We start from the raw sequence: 21,633 nt of genomic DNA, 5'->3' as shown, positions 1-21,633 counted from the left end.
CCGGGCGCACGTCGGCGCGCGGCCTCCGCCCCGCCCCCCAGCGAACCGGCGGGAGCGTCACCTCTGGGTGCTGGAAGCCTGCCGCCTACCCGTGCGTAGGTTCACGGTTCCGGAAGCGGGTTCGACCAGCGGTGGGCAATCTGCGGTGAACGGTTGACTGTGAGCGATCAATTGATGACAGAATGCCACATTGTGCGCGACGACCGGGACGGCGGGCGGACGGAGAGGGGCCGCGAGGGTCTGAGATGCTACGCAGATCGGCACAGGTAGAGGGCAAGGAGACGCAATGGGCGGGTTCTTCACCGGACGGACGCTGACCGGCATCGGGCGCGATCTGCGCGCGGGCCGGGAGTCGGCGCGGGGCCTGGTCGCGCGGGTCCTGGATTCGGTCGACAAGGACCTGAACGCCTTCGTGACCCTGGACGCCGAGGGCGCCGAGGCCGCCGCCCGGTGGGCCGACGAGGAGCTGGCGTCCGGCGTCGACCGGGGCCCGCTGCACGGCGTCCCGGTCGCGGTGAAGGACATCATCGACGTCGCCGGGCTCCCCACCGGCATGGGGTCAGGCCACTACGCCGGGCACGTCGCCGAGGCCGACGCGGCCTGCGTGACGATGCTCAGGGACGCGGGCGCCGTGATCGTCGGCAAGACCGGGACGCAGGAGTTCGCGTTCGGCGGCAGCGGCGACGTGTCGGTGAACGGGGCGGTCCGCAACCCCCACGACCGGGAGCGGATGTCCGGCGGGTCCAGCAGCGGCAGCGCCGTCGCGGTCGCCGCGGGCATGGTCCCGCTCGCCATCGGCACCGACACGGGCGGGTCGGTGCGCATCCCGTCCGCGTTCTGCGGGATCGCCGGGTTCAAGCCGGCGCACGGCACGATCCCGGCCGACGGAGTGTTCCCGCTGTCGCGCTCGCTCGACCACGTGGGCGTCCTCGCCGCCACCGCCGACGACTGCCGCGTCGCCTACCACGCGCTGACCGGGCCCGCGGAGGCCGTCCCCTCCCTCCTGGCCGGCTCGTCCGGCGGCGGCCGGGCCGGGGACGCCCCGTACGGGCGTGTCGCCTGGATCGAGCCGCCGGCGTGCGACCCGGAGGTGGAGCGGCGCGTCCGCGCCCTGTTCCCGGACGCGCCGTCCGAGCGGATCGACTTCGCCGGGCTCCGGCAGGTGTTCCTGGCGATCGAGTACAGCGAGGCGTACGACGTGCACGCCGAGCGGGTCGCCGAGGCGCCCGGCCGGTACCAGGCCGCGACGCTCGCCCGCCTGGAGGACGCGGGCCGGATGCCGGGCTGGCGGCTCGTGCGTGCGCTGCGCGAGCGGGACCGGTACGCCGAGGAGATCGCCGGTCTGCTGGACCGCTACGACCTGCTGGCCATGCCCACCATGCCGATCCCCGCGCCCCGGATCGGCGCGACCGAGGTCGGGCTCGGCCCGCTCACCGCGCTGCTGGTCAGCCTCACCTCGCCGTGGAACGTGCTGGGGCTGCCCGCCCTGTCCGTCCCCGCCGGAACCGTCCCGGCGGACGGCGGCGGCGAGCTGCCGATCGGGGCGCAGCTAGTCACCCGCCGCGGCGCGGAGAGCCTCCTGTTCACAGCCGCCGAGCACCTCACCACTTGAGCCGGGCCACGCCCAGCCTGTCTCGAACGGCCTCGGCCACGCGCGAACGCGTGAACTGCCCGGTGGAGCGAAGCCGAAGGCGAGCGAAACCGGGCAGATCGCGAAGCGATGCCGCGTTCGCCCAGGCACGGTCACGTAGCGAGCCGCAAGGCGAGCGAAGTGGGCCGGGACTGAATCAACACAGCCGGGGCCTTGCCTACAGGTAGAGGCCGAAGAACTCCTCGGGGTGGTCCAGCAGCGGGGGCAGGTCGTCGGCGGTCAGCGTGACCAGTTCCTGCCGGGTGGGAGGCGCCTGCTCGGTGCCCTTGTCCCTGCCCGCGCCCTTCTTCGCCGCCGGGTCCTTGGTGAGGGCGACGACGGCGGCGGAGGCGACGCGGTCGGCCTGGTTCGCGACGGCCACGTCCAGCATGTTGCGCATCAGGCGGCCGTTGCCGAACGACGGGCCGCGCGGCGCGCGGCGCAGCATCGAGCGCAGCACGTCCTCGGTGCCGGGGGCCAGCTCGAAGCCGTCGGCGGCGGCGAGCTGGCCGAACACCGTGATCAGCTCGTCGTCGCTGTAGTCGGGGAAGTGGATCTGCTTGGGGAAGCGGGAGTCCAGGCCGGGGTTGGCGGCGAGGAACTCGGCCATCTCCTGCTCGTAGCCGGCGACGACCACGACGAGGTCGTCGCGGTGGTCCTCCATCAGCTTGACCAGCTCGGCGATCGCCTCGTGCCCGTAGTCGCCCTTCAGCGGCGACTGCGTCAGCGTGTACGCCTCGTCGATGAACAGGACGCCGCCGACCGCGCGCTCCACCAGGCGGCGCGTGCGGGGCGCCGTCTGCCCGATGTACTCGCCGACGAGGTGGGCGCGGGACGCCTCCACCAGGTGCCCGGACGACAGGACGCCGAGCCGCTTGTAGATGCGGCCGAGCAGCCGGGCCACCATCGTCTTGCCGGTGCCCGGGTTGCCGGTGAACACCATGTGCCGGGTCGGCGGGGTGATCCGCAGGCCCGACTCGCTGCGCAGCCGCGCCGCGTGCGTGCCCGCGACGAGCAGCGCGATCTCGTGCTTGACGGTCTCCAGGCCGGTGAGGTCGCTCAGCTCGGCCAGCGGGTTCCCGGCGGCCTGCGCGGTGTCGAGCGCGGCCGGGACGTCCTGCTTGCGGACGACGAGCGCGGCGCCCGGCTCGCCGGCCTCCAGCCGGGCCCGCGCGGCGGCGACGACCTGGTCGGCGAGGTGCGGCGCGAGGCGGGCGTTGCGGAGCGTCTGCGTCGGCGGGGTCGCGGCCAGCAGCGCGCCGGCCGCCTCGATCGCCGGGCGGGTGCCGCGGGCGCCGCGGGCGTCCAGCGCGCGGCGGAACAGCTCGGCGTGGCCCGCCGCCGTGAACGGCCGGGTGCGGGCGATCCGGAACCGCTGCGGCAGGACGGGGTTGATCTCGCGGATCCGCTCCTCGCCGCCGGCGTCGCACAGCGCCACCAGGTTCAGGTCGGGGTGGACGGCCAGGAGCCGGTGCAGCTCGGCGGCCAGGGCCTCGCCGTTGCCGGGGTCGGCGACGATCCCGTCCAGGCCCTCGATGATCAGCAGCCGGTCGCCGGCGCACTCGCGGGCGTCGGCGTGCAGCTTGGCGACGGCGTCCGACAGGCGCTGCCCGGTGAACAGGTTGTCGGTGACCCAGTGCGGGTCGCGGCCGAGCGCCAGCGCCTTGCCGAGCTCCTGCGCGGCGTCGCGCTTGCCGGTGCCGTCCGGCCCGCTGATCAGCAGCCGGACGGGCGCGCTGCCGCGGGTCAGCTCGGCCAGCGCCTCGGTGACCTCCGGCTGCTCGACCAGCGACGTGGCGATCTCCTGCCGCCCGCCGGCGGCCGTCCCGGGCGCGGCGCCGGCGGCGGGCACGCTCGTCAGCGTCTCGGTGAGCGGGTTCACGACGCGGCGGCGCGGCGCGTACAGGCGGCGCAGGTCGGTCTGGAACTGGCCGACCGGGATCCACTCCGCCTTCGGGAACCACGGGTCGCCCGGCAGGCCCTGCACGATCGCGATGAACCGCATCGCCATGTCGAGCCAGCCGCGGCACGCGTCGGCGGCGCCCGCGACGAGCGCCCGGACGAGCCATGCCCGCGTCCGCTCCTGCCACGCGCCCGCCTTGAACCCGCGGCGCTCCGCGGTGAACCGCTGGAGCAGCTCGCCGTACCGGTCCTCGCCGAGCGCGACCGCGAGCTCGGCCGGGACCTGCTCCATGCTGCCCTGCAGCAGCAGCTGGACCAGGTGGACCTCGACGGTCTCCTCGCGCGGCGCCGCCTCCATCAGGTGCTCGTAGGACGCGAGCAGGCCCGCGCAGACCCACTCCAGGTAGCCGACCGGGCCGAGCAGCTCGGGCACCGCCGCGACGATGTCGTCTCCGGCGTGCGCGTGCCAGTGCTCCCGCAGTTCCGTCTTGGGCAGGTTGACGTCGCAGACCGGCGGGTCGTCGTAGAGGCGCAGCAGCGCCTTGCGGCGCTCCTCCAGCGGCTCGATGCCCTCCAGCACCGACAGGCAGTCGCGGGCCAGCTCGATCGCCAGCGCCCGGTCGGGCGCCTCGATGAGCCAGTCCACCGGGGGCCGCCACCGCCCGCCCGGCGCGTCCCAGCGGGTCATGCGGGTGCTCAGCGGGCCGGGGTTGACCAGGTGCCGGTGCAGCAGCCGCTCGGGGAGCTGCGACCACGACCCCGCCTTGATCGCGCCGCCGCCCGGCAGGAACGCCAGCATGCCGAAGATCTCCGCGGTGACGAGCGACGCGGGCAGCGTCAGCAGCTTGTGCTCGTCGGTGGTCAGCTCCACGGCCCGCGGGTCGGCCGCCAGCCCGTCGATCCGTGCCGAGATCTCCTCGAACAGGCCGTCCGGGACGCGCCACGGGCCGTGCGAGTAGACGTCGAGCACCGGCTCGTCGGTGAGCAGTAGCTCCAGATGCTCTGGCAGCCGCAACGAACACTCTCCAAGAACGTCCAAAACAGGGGTACAGCTTATGTTTTCAGAGCGGGTGCTGTGGCGCCCGGGCCGCACCGCCCGTTCAGGGGCGGCGGAGCGACTCCACGGCGATCCGGGCGGCGGCGCCGATGACCGCGTCGGCCTCCGGGAGGACGGCGACGGGCACCATCGACCTGGTGAAGACCGCCACCGCGTAGCGGGCCCCGTCGGGGTACTCGACCGCGCCCACCTCGTTGCGCAGGGTCGGCAGGGTGCCGGTCTTGCCGCTGACGACGACGTCGTCGTAGGGGAACCCCGACGACAGGCGGTGCGGCCACACCTGGAGGCCGAACAGGCGGCGCATCGCCGCCGACTCGGCGGGCGGGGCGGCCTCGTCCCGCCAGATCATCGACAGCAGCCGGGTCATGTCGCGGGGGGTGCTGCGGCTCGTGCGCAGCGGGTCGAGGGCGCGCAGCCGGCCCTGGACGCCCGGCTCGTCCAGCCGCGCCCAGACCTCGGCGACGCTGTCCGCGCCGGCGTCGGCGAGCAGCGACTCGTGCAGGTCGCGGCCGTTGCCCTCGATGACGGTGTCGCGGAGCCCGAGGTCGGCGGCCGCCGCGTTGACCGCGTCCAGGCCGACCCGGTCCATCACGACGTCGGCGGCGGCGTTGTCGCTGACGGTGATCATCAGGCAGGTGAGGTCGCGCAGCGACATGCGGACCTCGTCCAGCAGCGCCGACACCCCGGTCGGCCCGGCGGTGCGGTCGCCCGGGCGCAGCGTGACCTGCTCGGCCGGGTCCAGCACGCCCTCGGCGGCCTGCCGGTGGAACGCGACGAGCAGCGGCACCTTGAACACCGACGCGAGCACCACCGGCTCGTCGGCGCCGACCGCGACGTCCCGCCCGGTGTCGATGTCGACGACGTGCAGGAACCCGGTCACGCCCGCGGACCGGAACGCGGCATTGATCCGCTCGGCCGCGCTCGCCCTCCTGAGCGGCACCTCGCTCATGCCAGGAACCCGGAGGACGGGCGCGGGACGACCCGGCGGGCGGGGGCCCGGTCGAGCGGCGCCATGCCGGCCTCGCCGCGCAGCACCGCGGTCGCGACGGCGGTGAAGTCGGCGATGGCGCGGGCGTGCTCGGGGTCGCGGGCCCGCCGCCAGGCGCAGGACGTCCGCCAGGCGAGCGGCTCGCCCGCCAGCGGCCGCCACACCACCCCGGCGGTGTCGTCGGTGCGCGGGACGAGCGCCACGGCCGACCCCGCGAGGACGAGCCCCAGCGCGAACCCCGGATGCCGCGCCTCGTGGACGACCGCGGGCGCGTACCCGTGCCGGCGGCAGCCCGCGAGCACCTCGTCGTGCGCGCCGGGCGCCTCCTCGCGCGGCGGGACGACGACGTCGCGGGTGCCGAGGTCGGCCAGATGCACCTCCGGGGGCGCGCCCGGTCGCGCGGCGCGGTCCCCGGCGGGCAGCAGCACGCCGAGCGGCTGCGCCAGCATCGGGCCGAGTTCCAGCCCGCGGGCGTCGCACGGGTGCCGCACCACCCCGGCGTCCAGCGCGCCCTCGGCGAGCGCGCGGATCTGCTGGTCGGTGCCCGTCTCGCGCAGGTCGAGCCGCAGGTCCGGGCGGCGCTCCCGGAACGCGGCGATCAGCGCGGCGACGACCCGGCCGCCGAGGTCGCTCGGCAGGCCCGCGCGCACCGTCCCGACCTCGCCCAGCCGGGCGCGCTCGGAGACGGAGTAGACGCGGTCCACGCGGGTGAGGATGTCACGCGCCTCCTCCAGCAGCAGACCGCCCGGCGCGGTGAGCCGCACCCGCCGGCTGGACCGGTCGAACAACCGCACGCCGAGCTCCTTCTCCAGCCGCTGGATACGCTGGCTCAGCGGCGGCTGCGCCATGCCGAGACGCTCGGCCGCGCGGCCGAAGTGCAGCTCTTCGGCCACGACGACGAAGCACCGCAGATGCCCGACCAGGTTCACGACCAGTGATGATACCAAAACGGATATTCATCTGGACCGATATCAATCTTGGACTTTTAGGGCGACGCCTGGTGTCCTGGTGCCCCCCGGCGGTCATCCGCGTCTTCGGCGGATCGCCCGGCCGCCGGGTCTATCAGGGGGAGAAGGAGTTCGACGATGCGCCGATCCCGTGTGCTCGCCGTCGCCGCGGTCGTGGCGGCGGTCGTGATCGTGGGGGCGGGGGCGGTGTGGTTCCTGCGCGACGGTGACGATCCGAGGGACGCCGCGGAGCGCTACCTCGCGGCCTGGAGCGGCGGCGACGCCGCGGCGATGAAGGCACTGACCGACCGCCCGCCCGCCGACTTCGAGACGCGGTTCACCCGGATGCGGGACGACCTCGGCGTCGTCAGGCAGCGCTACACGGTCGCCTCCGTGGGACGTCCCAAGGGCGACGCGGTCGGCGGGGCCTACAGCGCCGAGGTGACGCTGGCCGGCGACCGGACGTGGAAGTACGACGGGTCGCTGCCGATGGTCAAGAAGGACGGCGACTGGCGCGTCCGCTGGTCGCCGCAGGTCATGTACCCGGAGCTCAAGGAGGGGCAGCGGCTGCGCGCGTCGCGCGCCTGGCCCGACCGCGCCCCCGTGCTCGCGGCGGACGGAAGCGACCTCGGGTCCTCGCCGTCCGGGTCCGCGCGGCAGCTCGCCGGGCAGGTCGGCCCCGTGTCCGCCGAGGCGGCGGGCAAGCTCGGCGCCCCGTACCGCAAGGGCGACCCGGCCGGCGTGGACGGCCTCCAGCAGCAGTACGAGCGCCGCCTCTCCGGCAAGCCCGCGCTCGCCGTGCAGATCGTGGACGCCGGAGGCGTCCCGGTGAAGACGCTGCAGCGGTTCGGCGGCGCCCAGGGCGAGCCCGTGAAGACGACCATCGACCCGAAGGCGCAGGCCGCCGCCGGGCAGGCGGTCGCCGGGGCGGCCAAGCCGGCGTCCATGGTGGCGCTGCGCCCGTCCACGGGCGAGATCCTCGCCGTGGCGAACCAGCCCGGCGGCTACAACCGGGCGCTGATGGGCCGGTACCCGCCGGGCTCGACGTTCAAGGTCGTCACGGCCGCCGCGCTCGTCGCGGGCGGCCTGTCCCCGGGGTCGAACGTCGCCTGCCCGGCGACCACCGCGGTCGGCGGCCGGTCGTTCCACAACTACAAGCACGAGGACTTCGGGACGGTCCCGCTCCGCGAGGCGTTCGCGCACTCCTGCAACACCACGTTCGCGCGCCTGGCCGTGGACAAGCTCGGCGAGAAGCGGCTCGCCCAGGTCGCCGCCCAGTTCGGGTTCAACGCCCCGATCATCGCGGGGCTCCCCGCGGTCCGCGCCGCGTTCCCCGACAACAAGGACGACACCGCCTTCGCCGCCGCGTCCTTCGGGCAGGGCCAGGTGCTGACCAGCCCGCTCAACATGGCGAGCGTCGCCGCGGCCGCGGCCGACGGCACCTGGCGCTCGCCCCGCCTGGTCGAGGCGTCCCTCGCCGCGCGGGCCGCCGACTCCGGAGGCCGCAAGCCCGAGCCGCCGAAGCGGCTGGAGCCCGCCGTCGAGAAGGCCCTGCACGCCCTCATGCCGGCGGTCGTCAGCGAGGGCACCGCGTCCGGCGTCGACTTCCCGTCCGGGACGGCGGGCAAGACCGGCACCGCGGAGTTCGGCGAGGGCGACGACCCGCCGACCCACGCCTGGTTCATCGGGTACCGCAAGGACGTCGCCTTCGCCGTGATCGTCGAGGGCGGCGGCACCGGAGCCGAGGCCGCCGCGCCCATCGCCGCGAAGTTCCTCAGGGCGCTCTGAGCCGCGGGCGGCCTCTGCCGCGCGCCGCCCCTGGTGCCGGACGTCCGGCACCAGGGGCGATCGTCGTGCCACGGGCTTCTAGCGGAGCGCGCCGGCGAGGACGCGGGCGGTCTGGGCGACGGCCCTGTCGTCCGTCTCCGCGTCGGCGGTGAGCCCGTTCGTGGTGATCACGATGACCAGCGGGGCGCCGGACGGCGGCCATGCGATCGCGATGTCGTTCGCGGTGCCGTAGACCCCGCCGGTGCCGGTCTTGTCGCCGACCGTCCAGCTCTTGGGGAGCCCGGCCCGGATGCGCTTGTCCCCGGTGACGGTCGCCTTCATCCAGTCGATGAGCTGCTTGCGGTCGGCCGGGACGAGCGCGTCGCCGACGGTGAGGGCCCGCAGGTCGCCCGCCCACGGGCGCGGCGCGGTGGTGTCGCGCAGTTCGCCCGGCTTCCAGATGTTGAGGTCGGTCTCCCAGCGGTCGCTGCGGCTCACCGTGTCGCCGAGCGAGCGGAAGAAGGCGGTGAGCCCGGCGGGCCCGCCGATCTCCTTCAGCACCAGGTTCCCGGCGGTGTTGTCGCTCTGGGTGATGGCCGCGTGGCACAGGGCGGCGACGGTCATGCCGGTGTCCACGTGCTTCTCGGTCTCGCGGGAGCCGGCGACCAGATCGTCCCTGGTGTAGTGGATCACCTTGTCGAGCAGGCCGGGGTCGGACTGCCGGGCCTTGCGCAGCACCGCGCCGCACGCCATCGCCTTGAACGTGGAGGCGAACGCGAAGCGCTCGTCCGGCCGGTGGGAGACCTTGCGCCCGTTGCCGGTGTCGATCGCGAAGGCGCCGATGCGCACGTGGTGGGTCGCTTCGAGGCGGCCGATCTGCGCGGTCACCTTCGCCTGCGCGGGATCGACGGCGATCGTGGAGGTGGCGCTGCGCGGCGCCGCGCTCCGCACGTCCGGGTCGGTGCCGGAACCGCAGCCGGCGAGGCCGGCGATGGTCGTCAGGGCGAGAGCGGCGGCGCCGAGCCGCCGGTCGCGGATGCTGTGGGTCGTCATGCCGGAGAGCAGACCAGAGCCGCGAACGGCATGTCCAATATTGATATGACGTGGGTCTCGATATGCGAACGCATATACCGCCGCGCTGACCTCGCCGGACGCGGCGGGTCAGAGCCAGTTGCGCACCTTGAAGATCACGTAGAGGGAGAGGCTGCAGACGACGACGATGACCGTGCTGGCGATGAAGCCGGAGTGCTGGGAGAACCCCGGGTAGGGGACGTTCTGTCCGTAGAACCCGGTGACCGCGGTCGGCACCGCGATGATCGCCGCCCAGCTGGTGACCTTCTTCATCACCTCGTTCATCCGGTTGCCCTGCAGCGCCAGCCGCGTCTCCAGCAGGTCGGCGACGAGGTCGCGCAGGCCGTCGGTCGACTCCCCGACGCGCAGCGTGTGGTCGTAGACGTCCTGGAAGTAGGGGACCAGCGGCGGCGGGACGATCTTCAGGTCGCGGCGCAGCAGCGTGTTGAGCACCTCCCGCATCGGCAGCGCGATCCGCCGCAGCGCGGTCAGGTTCTTGCGCAGCCGGTAGCTGCGCCGCTGGATCTCCTTGACCGGGAACGCGTCGTCGAAGACGAGGTCCTCGACCGCGTCGGCCTCGTCGTCCAGCGCCTGGACGGCCGTCAGCTGCAGGTCGATGACCAGGTCGAGCAGGCCGTAGAGCAGGAACGCCGCGGTCGGCTCGTCGAACCCGGCGTGCGGGGTCTGGTCCCAGCGGCGGACGAGCGCGTCGACGTCGAACCCGCGGTCCTGCCGGACCGTGACGAGGGCGCGCTCGCTGAGGAACGCCGACACCTCGTGCATCGCCAGCTCGCCGTCGGTCACCACCGGGACGTAGACGTTGAGGAACGCGTACCCCTCGTAGCGGTCGAGCTTCGCCCGCTCGTGCCGGGACACCGCGTCCTCGACGGCGACGGGGTCGAGGCCGAGCTCGTCGCTGACCACGTGGAGGTCCTCGCGCCGCGGCGCGCACAGGTCGAGCCACACGACCATGTCCGGGCGCTCCAGGTAGTCGCTCAGCCGCGCGACGGGGAAGCCCTCCGCCTCGATCGCGCCGCCGCGCCAGGCTCGCGTCCGCGGCGGCGCGGAGCCGATCCGGTTGGCCGGATCCTCGTCGAAGTCGGTCTCGGATGGATGGGATCCCATGCGCGCCTTATACCCCTGCTTTCCCAGAAGAAGAGAAGCCGGGGCGAGCCGGAACGCCCGGGCCGTTCAGCGGGCGCGCGGCGGTGCCGTGGAGCCGCGGACGACGAGCTCGCCCGGCAGGACGCGGGGGGCCGGGCGGCGGCCGCCGAGGAGGTCGAGGAGCGCCGCCATGCCCTGCGCGCCCAGTTCCTCGGCCGGCAGCCGGACGGTCGTCAGCTCGGGTTCCAGCGCCGTCGCCAGCAGCACGTCGTCGAAGCCGGTGACCGACACGTCGGACGGGACGTCCAGGCCCAGCGCGCGGGCCGCCTTGTACGCGCCCGCCGCGATCAGGTCGTCGTCGCAGACCAGGGCGGTCGGCGGCTCGGGGCCGGTGAGCAGCCGGGTGGCGGCGTCCTTGGCCGAGGCGACGTCGATCGCGCAGCCGGCCCGGGTCAGGACGCCGTCCGGCAGGCGCGCGACGACCTCGGCGAGGGCGTCCGCGCGGGCGTGGAACGTCCACTGGTCCAGGGCGGCGGCCACGTGCCCGATCCGGCGGTGGCCGAGGTCCGCGAGGTGCGCCGCGATCTCCCGCATCCCGTCGGCCACGCCGAAGTCGACCGTGGGGGCGGGGGCGCCGGGCCGCCCGTCCGGGCCGCTGTCCAGCATCACGACGGGCGTCTCGCGGAACTCGCCGAGCGTCCGCGCGGCCATCGAGGACGCGAGGACGCCGTCGATCGCCTCGTCCGGGGCCGCGAACGGGCCGTCGGCGCGTCCCGCCGCGTCGTCCGGCCAGGTCGAGACCACGACGCCGAAGCCGTGCCGGGCCGCGACCCGCGCGGCGCCCGTGTACACGGGGCCGAAGAACGGCGCGGTCAGGGTCGGCACCATCAGCAGGACGGTCCGGGTCGTCCCGAGCCGCAGGTTCCGGGCCGCCTGGTTGGGCCGGTAGCCGAGCCGCTCGGCGGCGTTCCGCACGCTGCGCGCGGTCGCGGGGGAGACGCGCCCGCTCCACTTGCCGCCCAGCACGAGCGAGACCGTGGACTGCGAGACCCCGGCCTCCTGAGCCACGTCCTTGCTGGTGGGACGGCTGATCGCCGGCACCTGCGCCTCCCTGGCGGATCGGGCTAACGAAATCAGACTAGAACGGGAGGACCCGGAGGTGGTACGTATGACGGAGGTAATACGTATGACTCACATTTAGACCGGGATCCGGGGGCCATCGAATGCGCGGCTACGTCGTCTTCCTGCGAAGGCCCTACGCGGGACGGCTGCTCGGCGGCACCCTCCTCGGCCGGCTGCCCAACGGGATGGGCATGCTCGCCGTCGTCCTGCACGTCCGCGCCGACGACGGCGGCTACCCCCTCGCCGGGACCCTCGCCGCGGTCCTCGGGCTGTCGACCGCCGCCGGTCAGCCCGTCCTCGGCCGCGCCATGGACCGCTACGGCCAGCCGCGCGTCCTGCTGCCCGCCGCCTGCGCCTCCGCGGCCGGGTTCGCCCTGCTCGCCGCCGTCGGCGCGGCCCCGCTCCCGCTGGCGGTCGCCGCCGTCTTCGCCGCCGGGTTCGCCACCCCGCCGCTCGAAGCGGGGCTGCGCGCCCTCTGGCCCGACGTCCTGGACGGCCCGGAGCAGGTCGACGCCGCCTACGCGCTCGACGCCGCCGCCCAGGAGCTGCTGTTCACCCTCGGGCCGCTGCTCGTCGTCGCCGCGGCCGTCGTGAACACCGAGACCGCGCTGCTGATCACCGGCGCCCTCGGCATCGCCGGGACGCTCGTGGTCGCGCTGTCCGGGCCGTCCCGCCGGTGGCGGGGCCGGCCGCGCGCCTCCGACTGGGCCGGGCCGCTGCGCTCGCCCGGCCTGCGGGTCCTGCTGCTGTCGCTCGCCTGCGCCGGGATCGCGCTCGGCGTCTACTCCGTCGCCGTCGTCGCCTACGCCGAGGACCTCGGCCGCGACCTCGCCTCCGGACTGCTCCTGGCGTGCATGGCGGGCGGCGCCCTCACCGGCGGGATCGTCTACGGCGCCCGGCGGTGGGCGGGCGAGCCGCACCGGCGGCTGCCCTGGCTGCTGGCCGCGCTCGCCGCCGGGTACCTCCCGCTCGTCCTCGCGCCGGGCCTGCCCGTCATGTCGGTGCTCGCGTTCGTCTCCGGCGTGTTTCTCGCCCCCGTGCTCGCGTGCAGCTTCACGCTCGTCGATCGGCTCGCCCCGGATGGGACCGTCACCGAGGCGTTCGCGTGGATCGTCGCGGCGATCGGCGCGGGCGGCTCCGTCGGCTCCTTCGTCTCGGGCGTCGGGCAGGACGCCGCGGGCGTGCCCGGCGCGTTCGCCGGTGCCGGGGTCGGGGGCGTCCTGGCCCTGGCCCTGTGCCTGCTCGGCGCGCGGACGCTGCGTCCCGCCGCGGCCCCGGCCGTCACCGCGGACGCCGCCGCCCGGCTGTGACGGCCCGGCCGGGCGTCAGACCCAGCGGTCGAACCACATCCGCGACTGCCAGTCGTCGTAGGGGATCGTCTGCGCGGACAGGATCGGATGGAAGTACGCGAAGTTGGCCAGCACCACCAGCAGGAACGCCCCCGCCGCGGCGGCGCCGATCAGCCGCCGGACCCCGGCGACCTGGCCGGGCGCCGGTTCGGGGGCGGCGGGCGTCTCCCAGGGCAGGCCGGGAGGCGACGCGTCGGAGGCCCGCTGCGGGGCGGTGAGCTCCCCGTCGTAGCCGCTCTCGCCGGGACGCGCGGCATGCGCGCCCGCCGCCGAGGCGGGCGCGGGTCCTATCAGGTAGCCCAGGACCAGGACGACCGCCAGCACCATGAACGGGATCAGCGGCGTCGCGTAGAACAGGAACATCGTGCGGTCGGCGAACGCCGACGGGAACCAGGTCAGCCAGCCCGCGAGGAAGCCGAGCAGGATCGCCCCCGCCCGCCAGTCCCGCAGGATCAGCCAGAGGAACACGACCACGGCCAGCGCGACCAGCGCCCCCCACCACAGCGCGGGCGTGCCGATCCCGAGGATCTCGCGCGAGCAGCGGGTCGCGCCGCCGCACGCGCCCTTCGGCTCGGTGTAGAAGAACGCGACCGGACGGCGCAGGATCGGCCAGTCCCACGGCCACGACTGGTAGGGGTGCTTGGCGTCCAGACCGGTGTGGAAGCCGAGCATCTCCGAGTGGTAGTGCCACAGCTTCGGCATCGCCTCGAACGGCCGCCACAGCGGGTTGCCGGAGACCTCGCCGCGCCCCCAGCCGCCCGGCCTGAAGATCCAGCCCCACCAGGTCGCCAGGTACGCGAGCAGACCCGCGACGACGATCTGCACGAACGCCGGGACGGCCTCCAGCAGCATCGTCCCCTGCAACGGGGCCCGCACCCCGGCGGCGCGGCGGGCGCCGTAGTCCCACAGGACGGTCATGACCCCGAACGCGGCGACGTAGAAGACCCCCGTCCACTTGGTGGCGCAGGCGAGGCCGAGGCAGACGCCCGCCCCCCACCGCCAGCCGTGCGCGAGGAACGGCCCGTACACCGAGGTCCGGCCCTGCTCGATCCGCTCGGCGAGCATGCGGCGGGACCGGTCCCGGTCGTTCACCAGGCAGGCGAAACCCGCGAGGACCCAGAACATGACGAAGACGTCCAGCAGCGCGGCCCGGCTGGTCACGAACGCCAGGCCGTCCAGCGCCAGCAGCAGCCCGGCGGCGCAGCCGAGCAGCGTCGAGCCGGTCATCCGGCGGGCGAGGCGGCACAGGATCAGCACCGACAGCGTCCCGACCAGGGCGGGCACGAACCGCCATCCGAACGGTGTCGCGCCGAACATCCACTCGCCGATCGCGATCATCCACTTGCCGAAGGGCGGGTGGGCGACGAACGCGGGCCCGCTGCCCCAGATATGGGCGTCCGGGTCGGCGATGAGCATCTTGTCGGCGTTCTCGACGGTGTTGTGCTCCCAGCCGAACCTCAGGAGGGCGAGCGCGTCCTTGGCGTAGTAGGTCTCGTCGAACACCACGGCCTTCGGCGTCCCGAGCCGGTCGAACCGCAGGTACGCGGCGAGCGCGGTGACCAGCAGCGGGCCCAGCCAGGACAGCAGCGCGCTGCCGGGGATCGCCGGCGCGAGCCATTCCCGCAGCGGAGGGGGCCTGCGCCGGGACGCCGTGGCCGGGACCGGAGCCAGATCCGTCGTCGACATCCTGCGAGTTTATTTGCACTTGCCGCCTCCTTCAGGACCTCGGGGCCTTCCCTGGGACAATGAGCCGCGTGACGGGACGACCTGGATGGGGGCCGTGATGGAGGCGGGGACGGGAACGCTGCGGCTCGCGGCGGCGCCGATCGGGAGGCCCGAGGACGCCTCGGCCCGGTTGCGGGCCGCGCTCGCGGAGGCGCCGGTCATCGCGGCCGAGGACACGCGCCGGCTGCGGCGGCTGGCGGGCGATCTCGGCGTCGAACTGGCCGCGCGCGTCGTGTCCTACAACGACGTGAACGAGCGGGAGCGGGCCGCGGGCCTGGTGGAGGAACTGCTCGCCGGACGGGACGTGCTGGTCGTCACCGACGCCGGGATGCCGGGCGTGTCGGACCCCGGGTACCGGCTGGTGCGCGCCGCCGTCGCCGAGGGCGTTCCGGTGACGGTGCTGCCCGGCCCGTCCGCGGTCACGACCGCGCTGGCCGTGTCGGGGCTGCCGACCGACCGGTTCTGCTTCGAGGGGTTCCCGCCGCGCAAGCCGGGCGAGCGGGCCCGCCGGCTGGAGTCGCTCGCGGGCGAGCCCCGCACCATGGTGTTCTTCGAGTCGCCACGCCGGCTGCCCGTCAGCCTCGCGGCGATGGCGGAGGCGTTCGGCGCGGACCGTCCCGCCGCGGTGTGCCGCGAGCTGACCAAGACCTACGAGGAGGTCCGCCGCGGGACGCTCGGCGAACTCGCCGCGTGGGCGGGTGACGGCGTCCTCGGCGAGATCACGGTGGTGGTCGGGGGCGCGCCCGAGCCGCGGGGGCTGACGGACCCGGCGGATCTGGCGGCGGCCGTCGCCGCGCGGGAGGCGGCCGGGACGCCGCGCAAGCAGGCCATCGCCGAGGTCGCCAGGGAGAACGGCGCCCAGAAGCGCCTCGTTTACGACGCCGTTGTCAAGGCCAGGAAATAATCACCCCCCACAGAGCGATCCAAACGGGTTTCTCCCGGGCATAACCGATCCGGTGGCCTCCGGCCGCGGCATCCGAGGGAGCAGACCAGGGGCGCCGAAGAGACGCGCGGAAGATGGTCTGTGAGGGGTGGGTGCCGTGCACGAGGCATGGACGAACCACGAGGTGTGGGGCTTCGAGTGTCTGCACTGCGAGGGATCCTGGGACGAGGAGTTCCAGGTCCGGCATTCCGGTGACGGGCACGGCAACGAGGCCGTCGTCTACTGGCGCCAGGGCCAGCCCTGCACGACGCCCTGGATGGACCGCTCCTGCCCGGGCTGCGGCAGCCAGAACGTCAAAGCGCTGTCCGCGAGGGACGGCATGCACGATGAGGTGCCGATCGCCCGCAGCGGCAGCGACGTGGCGATGGTCTTCCACCTGCGTCACTTGCACGCCTGGTAGCGGTCAGGCGGGTCAGGCCGGTCAGGCCGTGACGCGGGCGGCCTCCTGCGACTCCTGCGACTCCTGGGGCGTCGGCTCGACCGGCGGCGTCGCCTCGCCCTTGCCGCGGCCGAAGAGGCGGCGCGTCCAGCCGGCCGCCGTCGCGCGGGCCTCGGGCCTGAACGCCAGCCCGGCGGCGAGCGCCGCCAGCGGGACGGCCGGCAGCACGTACCGGTAGTCGAACTCGGCGGTGGCCGCGGGTGCGAGCAGCAGTCCGGTGGCGAGCGTCCACGGCAGCAGCGACTCGCCGCCGAACCGGCGCCACAGCGGAACAAGCCCGGCCAGGCCGATGAGCAGGATGGCGCCGACCATGGTGCCGCGCAGGTAGAAGACGTCCTGGTAGCCGCGGGCGGCCCCGGCGAACGGCTCGACGACCTGCGTGCGGGCGTTGCCGTGCTCGTAGCCGCGCGCGTCCTGGGCGGCGGTACCGCCGCCGGGCATGTGCCAGTCGGGCAGCGGCCTGCTCTTCTTCTCGAACTCGTACTGCGAGTACGTCGCCGGATCGGGGAACACCGTGCGCTTCCACTGGAAGACGCGGAGGAAGTCGTGCGCGACGACCTGCGCGTAGTCGAGCGGCTGGGCGGCGATGGCCCGCTTGGCGAAGTCGTTGCCGAGCTTGTTGTTCTCGGGGCTGAACCGCGTGCCGGTGTAGCGGTTGAGCGGGGAGCGGGCGTTCCAGATGCCGTCCTGCGAGTTCGGCAGCCGGTTCGCGGGCTCGGTGCACAGCGGGTACTCGCTGACCGGCAGGTCGTCCATCCTGTGGCAGTCGGCGAACTTGTAGACCCGGGCGTACAGGAAGATCCCGTTGCTCTCGGTGATCGCGAACTTGTCGCTCTCGGCCTTGTACCAGCCCATGTAGCCCAGCACCGGCAGCAGGCAGGCGACCAGCGTGACGGCCATGAGCCGCCAGCCGCTGCGGCGGACGAGCATGTACACCAGCACGCCGAGGAGCACCGGCATCCCCACCGAGCGGGTCAGCCACGCCATCCCGATGATGAGCCCGACCGCCGCGGCGATCTTCCAGGACGGGCGGTCGCGCCACAGCAGCAGCGTGACCGCGCACATCACCAGGAAGGTGAAGGTCGTGTCCGACAGCACCAGGTGTTCGAGCTGCAGCTGGTAGGCGTCCAGCAGGACCGGCGCGGCCGCGAGCGCGGCGCCCCAGCCGGGCAGCCCGAACCGGCGCCGCAGCAGCGCGTAGATCATCACGCCCATGGCCAGGCCCATGAGGTGCTGGAGTCCGGCGACCAGCGCGAAGCTGTGGAAAGGCTTGAGGACGAGCAGCAGGAACGAGTACCCGTCGGGCCGCAGCGGGTGCGGATACGGGTCCATCGCGACGTTGAGGTAGTCGAAGCTGTCGTTGAAGAACATCACCGGCTGGTAGCCGAGCATCGCCACCAGGCGGAGCAGTGCCGCTATGGCAATGATCACACTGAAGACCGGGTTGCGGCGCGCCAGCGTCCACAGCCCGCGCCCGCCTCCGCGCCCGCCTCCGCGGCCGGGTTCCGCGTTGTCCCCTGGTGGGCCGTCCGATGCGTCTCCCGATTCCGGACGTACCTTTGAATCGGTTTTCGGACCGTCCTTAATGGACCCATGGATGCTGGCGGCCGTTATGCCGGATTCCAGGCCATCTGTACCGGATTCGAGTGCGGTGTTGCCGGCGTCTGGCGAAGACTTGACCGAGTCCGGGACGGTCTTCGCGTCCCCGGGCGTGTCGCCCGGAGCGTCCGGTGCGGCCGTCGCCGAGGCGGACGCGGCCGCCGTCGCCAGGGCCGTCCCGCCCTGCACCGACCCGTCGAGCGCGGTGCCCCGCGGCGTTTCCCCCGCCACTGCCGCACCTTCCCTTCGATGTCCGGCCCCCGGTCCGGTGGCATTGCGTTGGTCCAGGGCACTACGTTCGTCCACGGCACTGCGTCCTGCGGCGCGCGTCACAGCCGCCCACCCTTTCCGGGCCGCCGTGCCCGTATGCTTGACGTCCTAACATGCCGCCCGCGACGGTGCCGGATAGGGTTTTCCGGTTGCAAGTGGGCAACACGATACGGGTGCTCTTGACGAGAGCGGCCATCATGCCCCGCCCTCGGCGGGCATCATGAACGCCGACGGGCCGTCCCGATGAACAACACGCGGAACAACAGAGATTAGTGGAAAACGCCGCAGACGGTCAGCAGGTGTAACAGGGTCACCAAGGGTAACGACGCCACCAGGGGTAATGAAGGAGATCGCGTGGAACTCTCCGTAGTGATGCCATGTCTGAACGAGGCCGAAACGGTCGAGACCTGCGTCCGCAAGACCATCGGCTTCTTCGAGGACAGCGGCATCGACGGCGAGGTGGTCATCGCCGACAACGGCAGCACCGACGGCAGCCAGCAGCTGGCCCGTGACGCGGGCGCCCGCGTCGTGCCGGTGGTCGACAAGGGCTACGGCAACGCCCTGATGGGCGGGATCCGGTCCGCGCGCGGCCGGTACGTCGCGATGGGCGACGCCGACGACTCCTACGACTTCACCACCCTCGGCCCGTTCCTGGACGAGCTGCGCGACGGCGCCGACCTGGTCATGGGCAACCGGTTCAAGGGCGGCATCGCCGACGGCGCCATGCCGCCGCTGCACCGCTACCTCGGCAACCCGGTGCTCAGCTTCGTCGGCCGGCTGTTCTTCGGCAGCAAGATCGGCGACTTCCACTGCGGGCTGCGCGCCTTCGACAAGGAAGCGATCATGCGGCTCGGCCTGCAGACCGGCGGCATGGAGTTCGCCAGCGAGATGGTCGTCAAGGCGACCCTGCAGGGCTACGACATCCGCGAGGTGCCGACCACGCTGTCGCCGGACGGCCGGACCCGCGCCCCGCACCTCAACACCTGGCGCGACGGGTGGCGCCACCTGCGCTTCCTCATGCTCTACAGCCCGCGCTGGCTCTTCCTCATCCCCGGCCTGGTCTTCATGATGCTCGGCCTGGTCGCCGGGGTCGCGCTGTCGACCGGTCCGGTGACCGTCGGGGACATCGCCTTCGACGTCGACACGCTGGTCGGCGCCTCCGCCGCGCTGGTGATCGGCTTCCAGGCGGTGCTGTTCGCGCTGCTGACGAAGGTCTACGCGATGCAGGAGGGCTTCCTGCCGCACGACCGCCGGGTGCAGAAGGTCATCGACTGGTGGAGCCTGGAGCGCGGCCTGCTGCTCGGCGGGCTGCTCGCGGCCGCGGGCCTCGCCGGCCTCGTCGCGTCCCTGCTGCACTGGCGGGTGAACAGCTTCGGCGAGCTGGACCCGCGGCACTCGCTGCGCATCGTCGTCCCCGCCGCGACCGCGCTGGTGATGAGCTTCCAGGCCATCTTCGCCTCGCTGTTCGTCAGCATCCTCGGCATCCGCCGCCGCCAGCACCCGCCGCTCACGGACCCGGCCGAGGAGGCCGCGGGCGTCGTCGACGCTGCCGCCCACAAGGTCGCCAGGGACGAGGCCGAGAAGGCCGCGCGCGCCGAGAAGGCGGCCGAGACCGACGCGAAGACCGACGTGAACACCGACGTGAACACCGACGTGAACACCGACGCGAAGACCGACGCGAAGACCGGCGTGAAGACCGACGCGAAGGTCACCGCCGCCAAGGCGGGCGCGACCGCGTCCGAGGACGGCGACGAGGACGGTCGCTGAGCGTCTCCGGGCCGGGCTCGGACGCCCCGCCCGCACTGTGACAGGCTTGTCCGTCGATGGATCTTCTCAACCCGGTCGTCCGCGCCCGGCGCGCCGCGCGCCGGTGAGCACCCGCATCCCGCAGGGCGCCGCGCGCCCGGACGCGCCGCCCGGACGCGCCGCCGCCCGCCCGCCCGCCTCCCCGGCCGATCCGGCCGCCGCGCCGCCGCGCGTGGACCGCCGCCGCTGGGCCTGGCTGTTCGCGCTCGGCTGGGTCGCGCAGGTCGCGGTACGCCTCTGGCTCGGGTCGGGGCAGACGGTGCCGGTGGCGACGCCGGACGAGTCGGGCTACCTGTTCGCCGCCCGCGTCCTGACCGGCGGGCCCGACGCCGACATGTCGTTCGGGACGGTGTACCGCGGCGGCTACCCGCTGCTGCTGACGCCCGCCTTCTGGGTCGGCGAGGGCCCGGTCGGGGTGTACCGCGCCGCCCTGGCGATCAACGCGCTGGTCAGCGCGGCGATGCTGCCGCTGGCCTACCTGCTGCTGCGCCGGCTGGCGGTGCGGCGGCGCTGGTCGTACGTCTTCGCGCACGTCACGGCGCTGCTGCCGTGCGTGCTGTTCTACTCCGGGTTCGTGCTGACCGACGCGATCCTGCCGGTTCTCGTTGTCGGCTGGCTGCTCCTGGCGCACACCTGGCTGACCGCCCCGCCGCCGGCGGGGCGCCGCTCGTCCGTCCGGCTGACGCTGGCCGGGGCGGGCGCGTCGCTGCTGGTCGCCTACGCCTACGCCTGCCACACCCGCGGCGCGATCCTGCTGCTCGTGCACGCCGCGCTCCTCGGCGCCGCCCTGGTGTTCCGGTGGCGGTCCTGGCGCGCCGTGTCCGCCGCCGTGCTCGCCCTCGCCGCCGCGACGGCCGCGGGGATGCTGCTCAACCGGTCGCTGCTGCCGCACATGTACCCGCAGGGCGACAACGACCTCGGCGGCAACGTCGTGAAGCGCCTCACCACCCTGGACGGGTGGGGCTGGATGCTCTCGCTCGGCACCGGCCAGGTCTGGTACCAGTCCGTCGCGACCGGCGGTGTGGCGGCGCTCGGGCTCGTCGCGACCGTGTTCCTCGCGGTCCGCCGCGCCACCCCCGGGCCGGTGCGGGCGCTGGCGCTCGCGGCCGTCGGGCTCGTGGCGGGCATCGCGTTCGCGACGTCGGCGGCCCTGCCCGTCGAGTACCGCATCGGCAACTACGTCTACGGCCGCTACCTGGCCAGCGTCACGCCGGCGCTGTTCGCGGTCGGCATCGCGGTCCTGATGCGCGCCTCCCGGCGGACGCTGCTCTGGGCGGCGGGCGCGGCGGCCGCGCTGACGGTCGTCGCCGCGAGCGTCGTCCAGTGGTACGCGGGCGGCCTGCTCAGCCGGTACACCTACACGGCCTACGACTTCCCGGAGACGTCGTTCCTGACCTGGGACTGGACGGCGTTCCACCTCTGGCGCGCCACCCTGACCGGGCTCCTACTGCTCGCGCTGTCGGCGGCGGCCGTCCTGCTGCGGCCGCGCCGCTCGAAGGGCCCGCTGCTGCTGGCGGGCCTGCTGGCCGCCGTCGCGCTCGCCATGTGCGTCACCGCGACCGAACGCATCGCGCAGCCGCTGGTGCGCGCCGAGACGGCCTACACCGACCTGCGGGGCACCGTGGACCTGGAGAAGCAGCGGTCCATCGCCGTCGACTGGAACATCTGGTGGACGATCCGGCTCTCCCAGTACTACTGGGCCTGGTGGAGCGACGGCAGCGTCTTCGACGCGCGCTGGACCGCGCCGCCGCAGGACGCCGACCTGGTCGTCCTGGCCTGGCCGAAGAACGCTCCACCGACCGCGTCATGGCCGAAGGGCGCCCCGCCCGGCTGGCACGTCGTCGCCAGCCGCCGCACCGCCGAGGGCGACTGGGTCGCCTGGCTGCGTGGCTGAATCACAGAGCTGTGTTGATT

General features: G+C 73.8%; 15 protein-coding genes. 7 read left to right on the top strand and 8 right to left on the bottom strand.

The window, feature by feature from the left end; translation table 11 throughout:
- Positions 1 to 286: 286 nt before the first annotated feature.
- Complete coding sequence (locus tag BJY14_RS14155; RefSeq protein WP_179844043.1) at positions 287 to 1,612, top strand: amidase; 1,326 nt, start codon at positions 287 to 289, stop codon at positions 1,610 to 1,612.
- 196 nt (positions 1,613 to 1,808) lie between these two features.
- Here BJY14_RS14155 and BJY14_RS14150 read toward each other — a convergent pair whose 3' ends face one another.
- The 3 genes from BJY14_RS14150 to BJY14_RS14140 all read right to left on the bottom strand — a co-directional run bounded on the left by BJY14_RS14150 (position 1,809) and on the right by BJY14_RS14140 (position 6,506).
- Positions 1,809 to 4,547, bottom strand: a complete 2,739-nt coding sequence (locus BJY14_RS14150; protein WP_179844042.1) for an AAA family ATPase — start codon at positions 4,545 to 4,547, stop codon at positions 1,809 to 1,811.
- Between the two features lie 85 nt (positions 4,548 to 4,632).
- Positions 4,633 to 5,538, bottom strand: coding sequence for a serine hydrolase (locus BJY14_RS14145; RefSeq protein WP_179844041.1), 906 nt, complete (start codon positions 5,536 to 5,538; stop codon positions 4,633 to 4,635).
- Positions 5,535 to 6,506 carry a LysR family transcriptional regulator gene (locus tag BJY14_RS14140; protein ID WP_179844040.1) on the bottom strand — a complete coding sequence of 324 codons (972 nt, stop codon included), beginning with the start codon at positions 6,504 to 6,506 and terminating at the stop codon, positions 5,535 to 5,537. Before BJY14_RS14140 ends, BJY14_RS14145 begins: the two co-directional genes overlap by 4 nt.
- A 156-nt stretch (positions 6,507 to 6,662) precedes the next feature.
- Between BJY14_RS14140 and BJY14_RS14135 the strand changes: the two genes are divergently transcribed.
- Entirely contained in the window at positions 6,663 to 8,312 is a 1,650-nt protein-coding gene (locus BJY14_RS14135; RefSeq protein ID WP_179844039.1) for a penicillin-binding transpeptidase domain-containing protein, read from the top strand.
- Between the two features lie 78 nt (positions 8,313 to 8,390).
- Here BJY14_RS14135 and bla read toward each other — a convergent pair whose 3' ends face one another.
- The 3 genes from bla to BJY14_RS14120 form a co-directional block, all read right to left on the bottom strand.
- Entirely contained in the window at positions 8,391 to 9,344 is a 954-nt protein-coding gene (gene bla, locus BJY14_RS14130; protein WP_179844038.1) for a class A beta-lactamase, read from the bottom strand.
- A 108-nt stretch (positions 9,345 to 9,452) separates the two neighbouring features.
- Complete coding sequence (locus tag BJY14_RS14125) at positions 9,453 to 10,487, bottom strand: magnesium transporter CorA family protein (RefSeq protein WP_179844037.1); 1,035 nt, start codon at positions 10,485 to 10,487, stop codon at positions 9,453 to 9,455.
- Positions 10,488 to 10,553: 66 nt separating this feature from the next.
- Positions 10,554 to 11,567 carry a LacI family DNA-binding transcriptional regulator gene (locus BJY14_RS14120; RefSeq protein WP_179844036.1) on the bottom strand — a complete coding sequence of 338 codons (1,014 nt, stop codon included), beginning with the start codon at positions 11,565 to 11,567 and terminating at the stop codon, positions 10,554 to 10,556.
- Between the two features lie 122 nt (positions 11,568 to 11,689).
- On the opposite strand from BJY14_RS14120, the gene BJY14_RS14115 reads away from it, so the two are divergent.
- Positions 11,690 to 12,898, top strand: a complete 1,209-nt coding sequence (locus tag BJY14_RS14115) for an MFS transporter (RefSeq protein WP_179844035.1) — start codon at positions 11,690 to 11,692, stop codon at positions 12,896 to 12,898.
- A 15-nt stretch (positions 12,899 to 12,913) separates the two neighbouring features.
- On the opposite strand, the gene BJY14_RS14110 is transcribed toward BJY14_RS14115, so the two are convergent.
- Positions 12,914 to 14,623, bottom strand: coding sequence for a dolichyl-phosphate-mannose--protein mannosyltransferase (locus tag BJY14_RS14110; RefSeq protein ID WP_179844034.1), 1,710 nt, complete (start codon positions 14,621 to 14,623; stop codon positions 12,914 to 12,916).
- An 85-nt stretch (positions 14,624 to 14,708) separates the two neighbouring features.
- Here BJY14_RS14110 and rsmI point away from each other — a divergent pair, with 85 nt between their 5' ends.
- Together rsmI and BJY14_RS14100 are read left to right on the top strand one after the other, a co-directional pair.
- Entirely contained in the window at positions 14,709 to 15,566 is an 858-nt protein-coding gene (gene rsmI / locus BJY14_RS14105) for a 16S rRNA (cytidine(1402)-2'-O)-methyltransferase (RefSeq protein ID WP_246395905.1), read from the top strand.
- 136 nt (positions 15,567 to 15,702) lie between these two features.
- A complete protein-coding gene (locus tag BJY14_RS14100) occupies positions 15,703 to 16,005 on the top strand; it encodes a hypothetical protein (protein ID WP_179844033.1) in 303 nt (100 codons plus the stop codon).
- Positions 16,006 to 16,026: 21 nt separating this feature from the next.
- Here BJY14_RS14100 and BJY14_RS14095 read toward each other — a convergent pair whose 3' ends face one another.
- Positions 16,027 to 17,475 (bottom strand): hypothetical protein, encoded by a 1,449-nt coding sequence (locus tag BJY14_RS14095; protein WP_246395903.1) that lies wholly within the window; start codon positions 17,473 to 17,475, stop codon positions 16,027 to 16,029.
- Positions 17,476 to 18,267: 792 nt separating this feature from the next.
- Between BJY14_RS14095 and BJY14_RS14090 the strand changes: the two genes are divergently transcribed.
- Entirely contained in the window at positions 18,268 to 19,680 is a 1,413-nt protein-coding gene (locus BJY14_RS14090) for a glycosyltransferase family 2 protein (protein ID WP_312879208.1), read from the top strand.
- Positions 19,681 to 19,783: 103 nt separating this feature from the next.
- Positions 19,784 to 21,613: a hypothetical protein gene (locus tag BJY14_RS14085; protein ID WP_179844032.1), complete on the top strand. Its 1,830-nt coding sequence runs from the start codon at positions 19,784 to 19,786 to the stop codon at positions 21,611 to 21,613.
- Positions 21,614 to 21,633: the final 20 nt, after the last annotated feature.

The sequence above is a fragment of the Actinomadura luteofluorescens genome, assembly GCF_013409365.1.
GTDB lineage: Bacteria > Actinomycetota > Actinomycetes > Streptosporangiales > Streptosporangiaceae > Spirillospora > Spirillospora luteofluorescens.
Note: the sequence above shows the minus strand (reverse complement) of the source record. Positions and strands in the feature narration are given on the sequence as shown.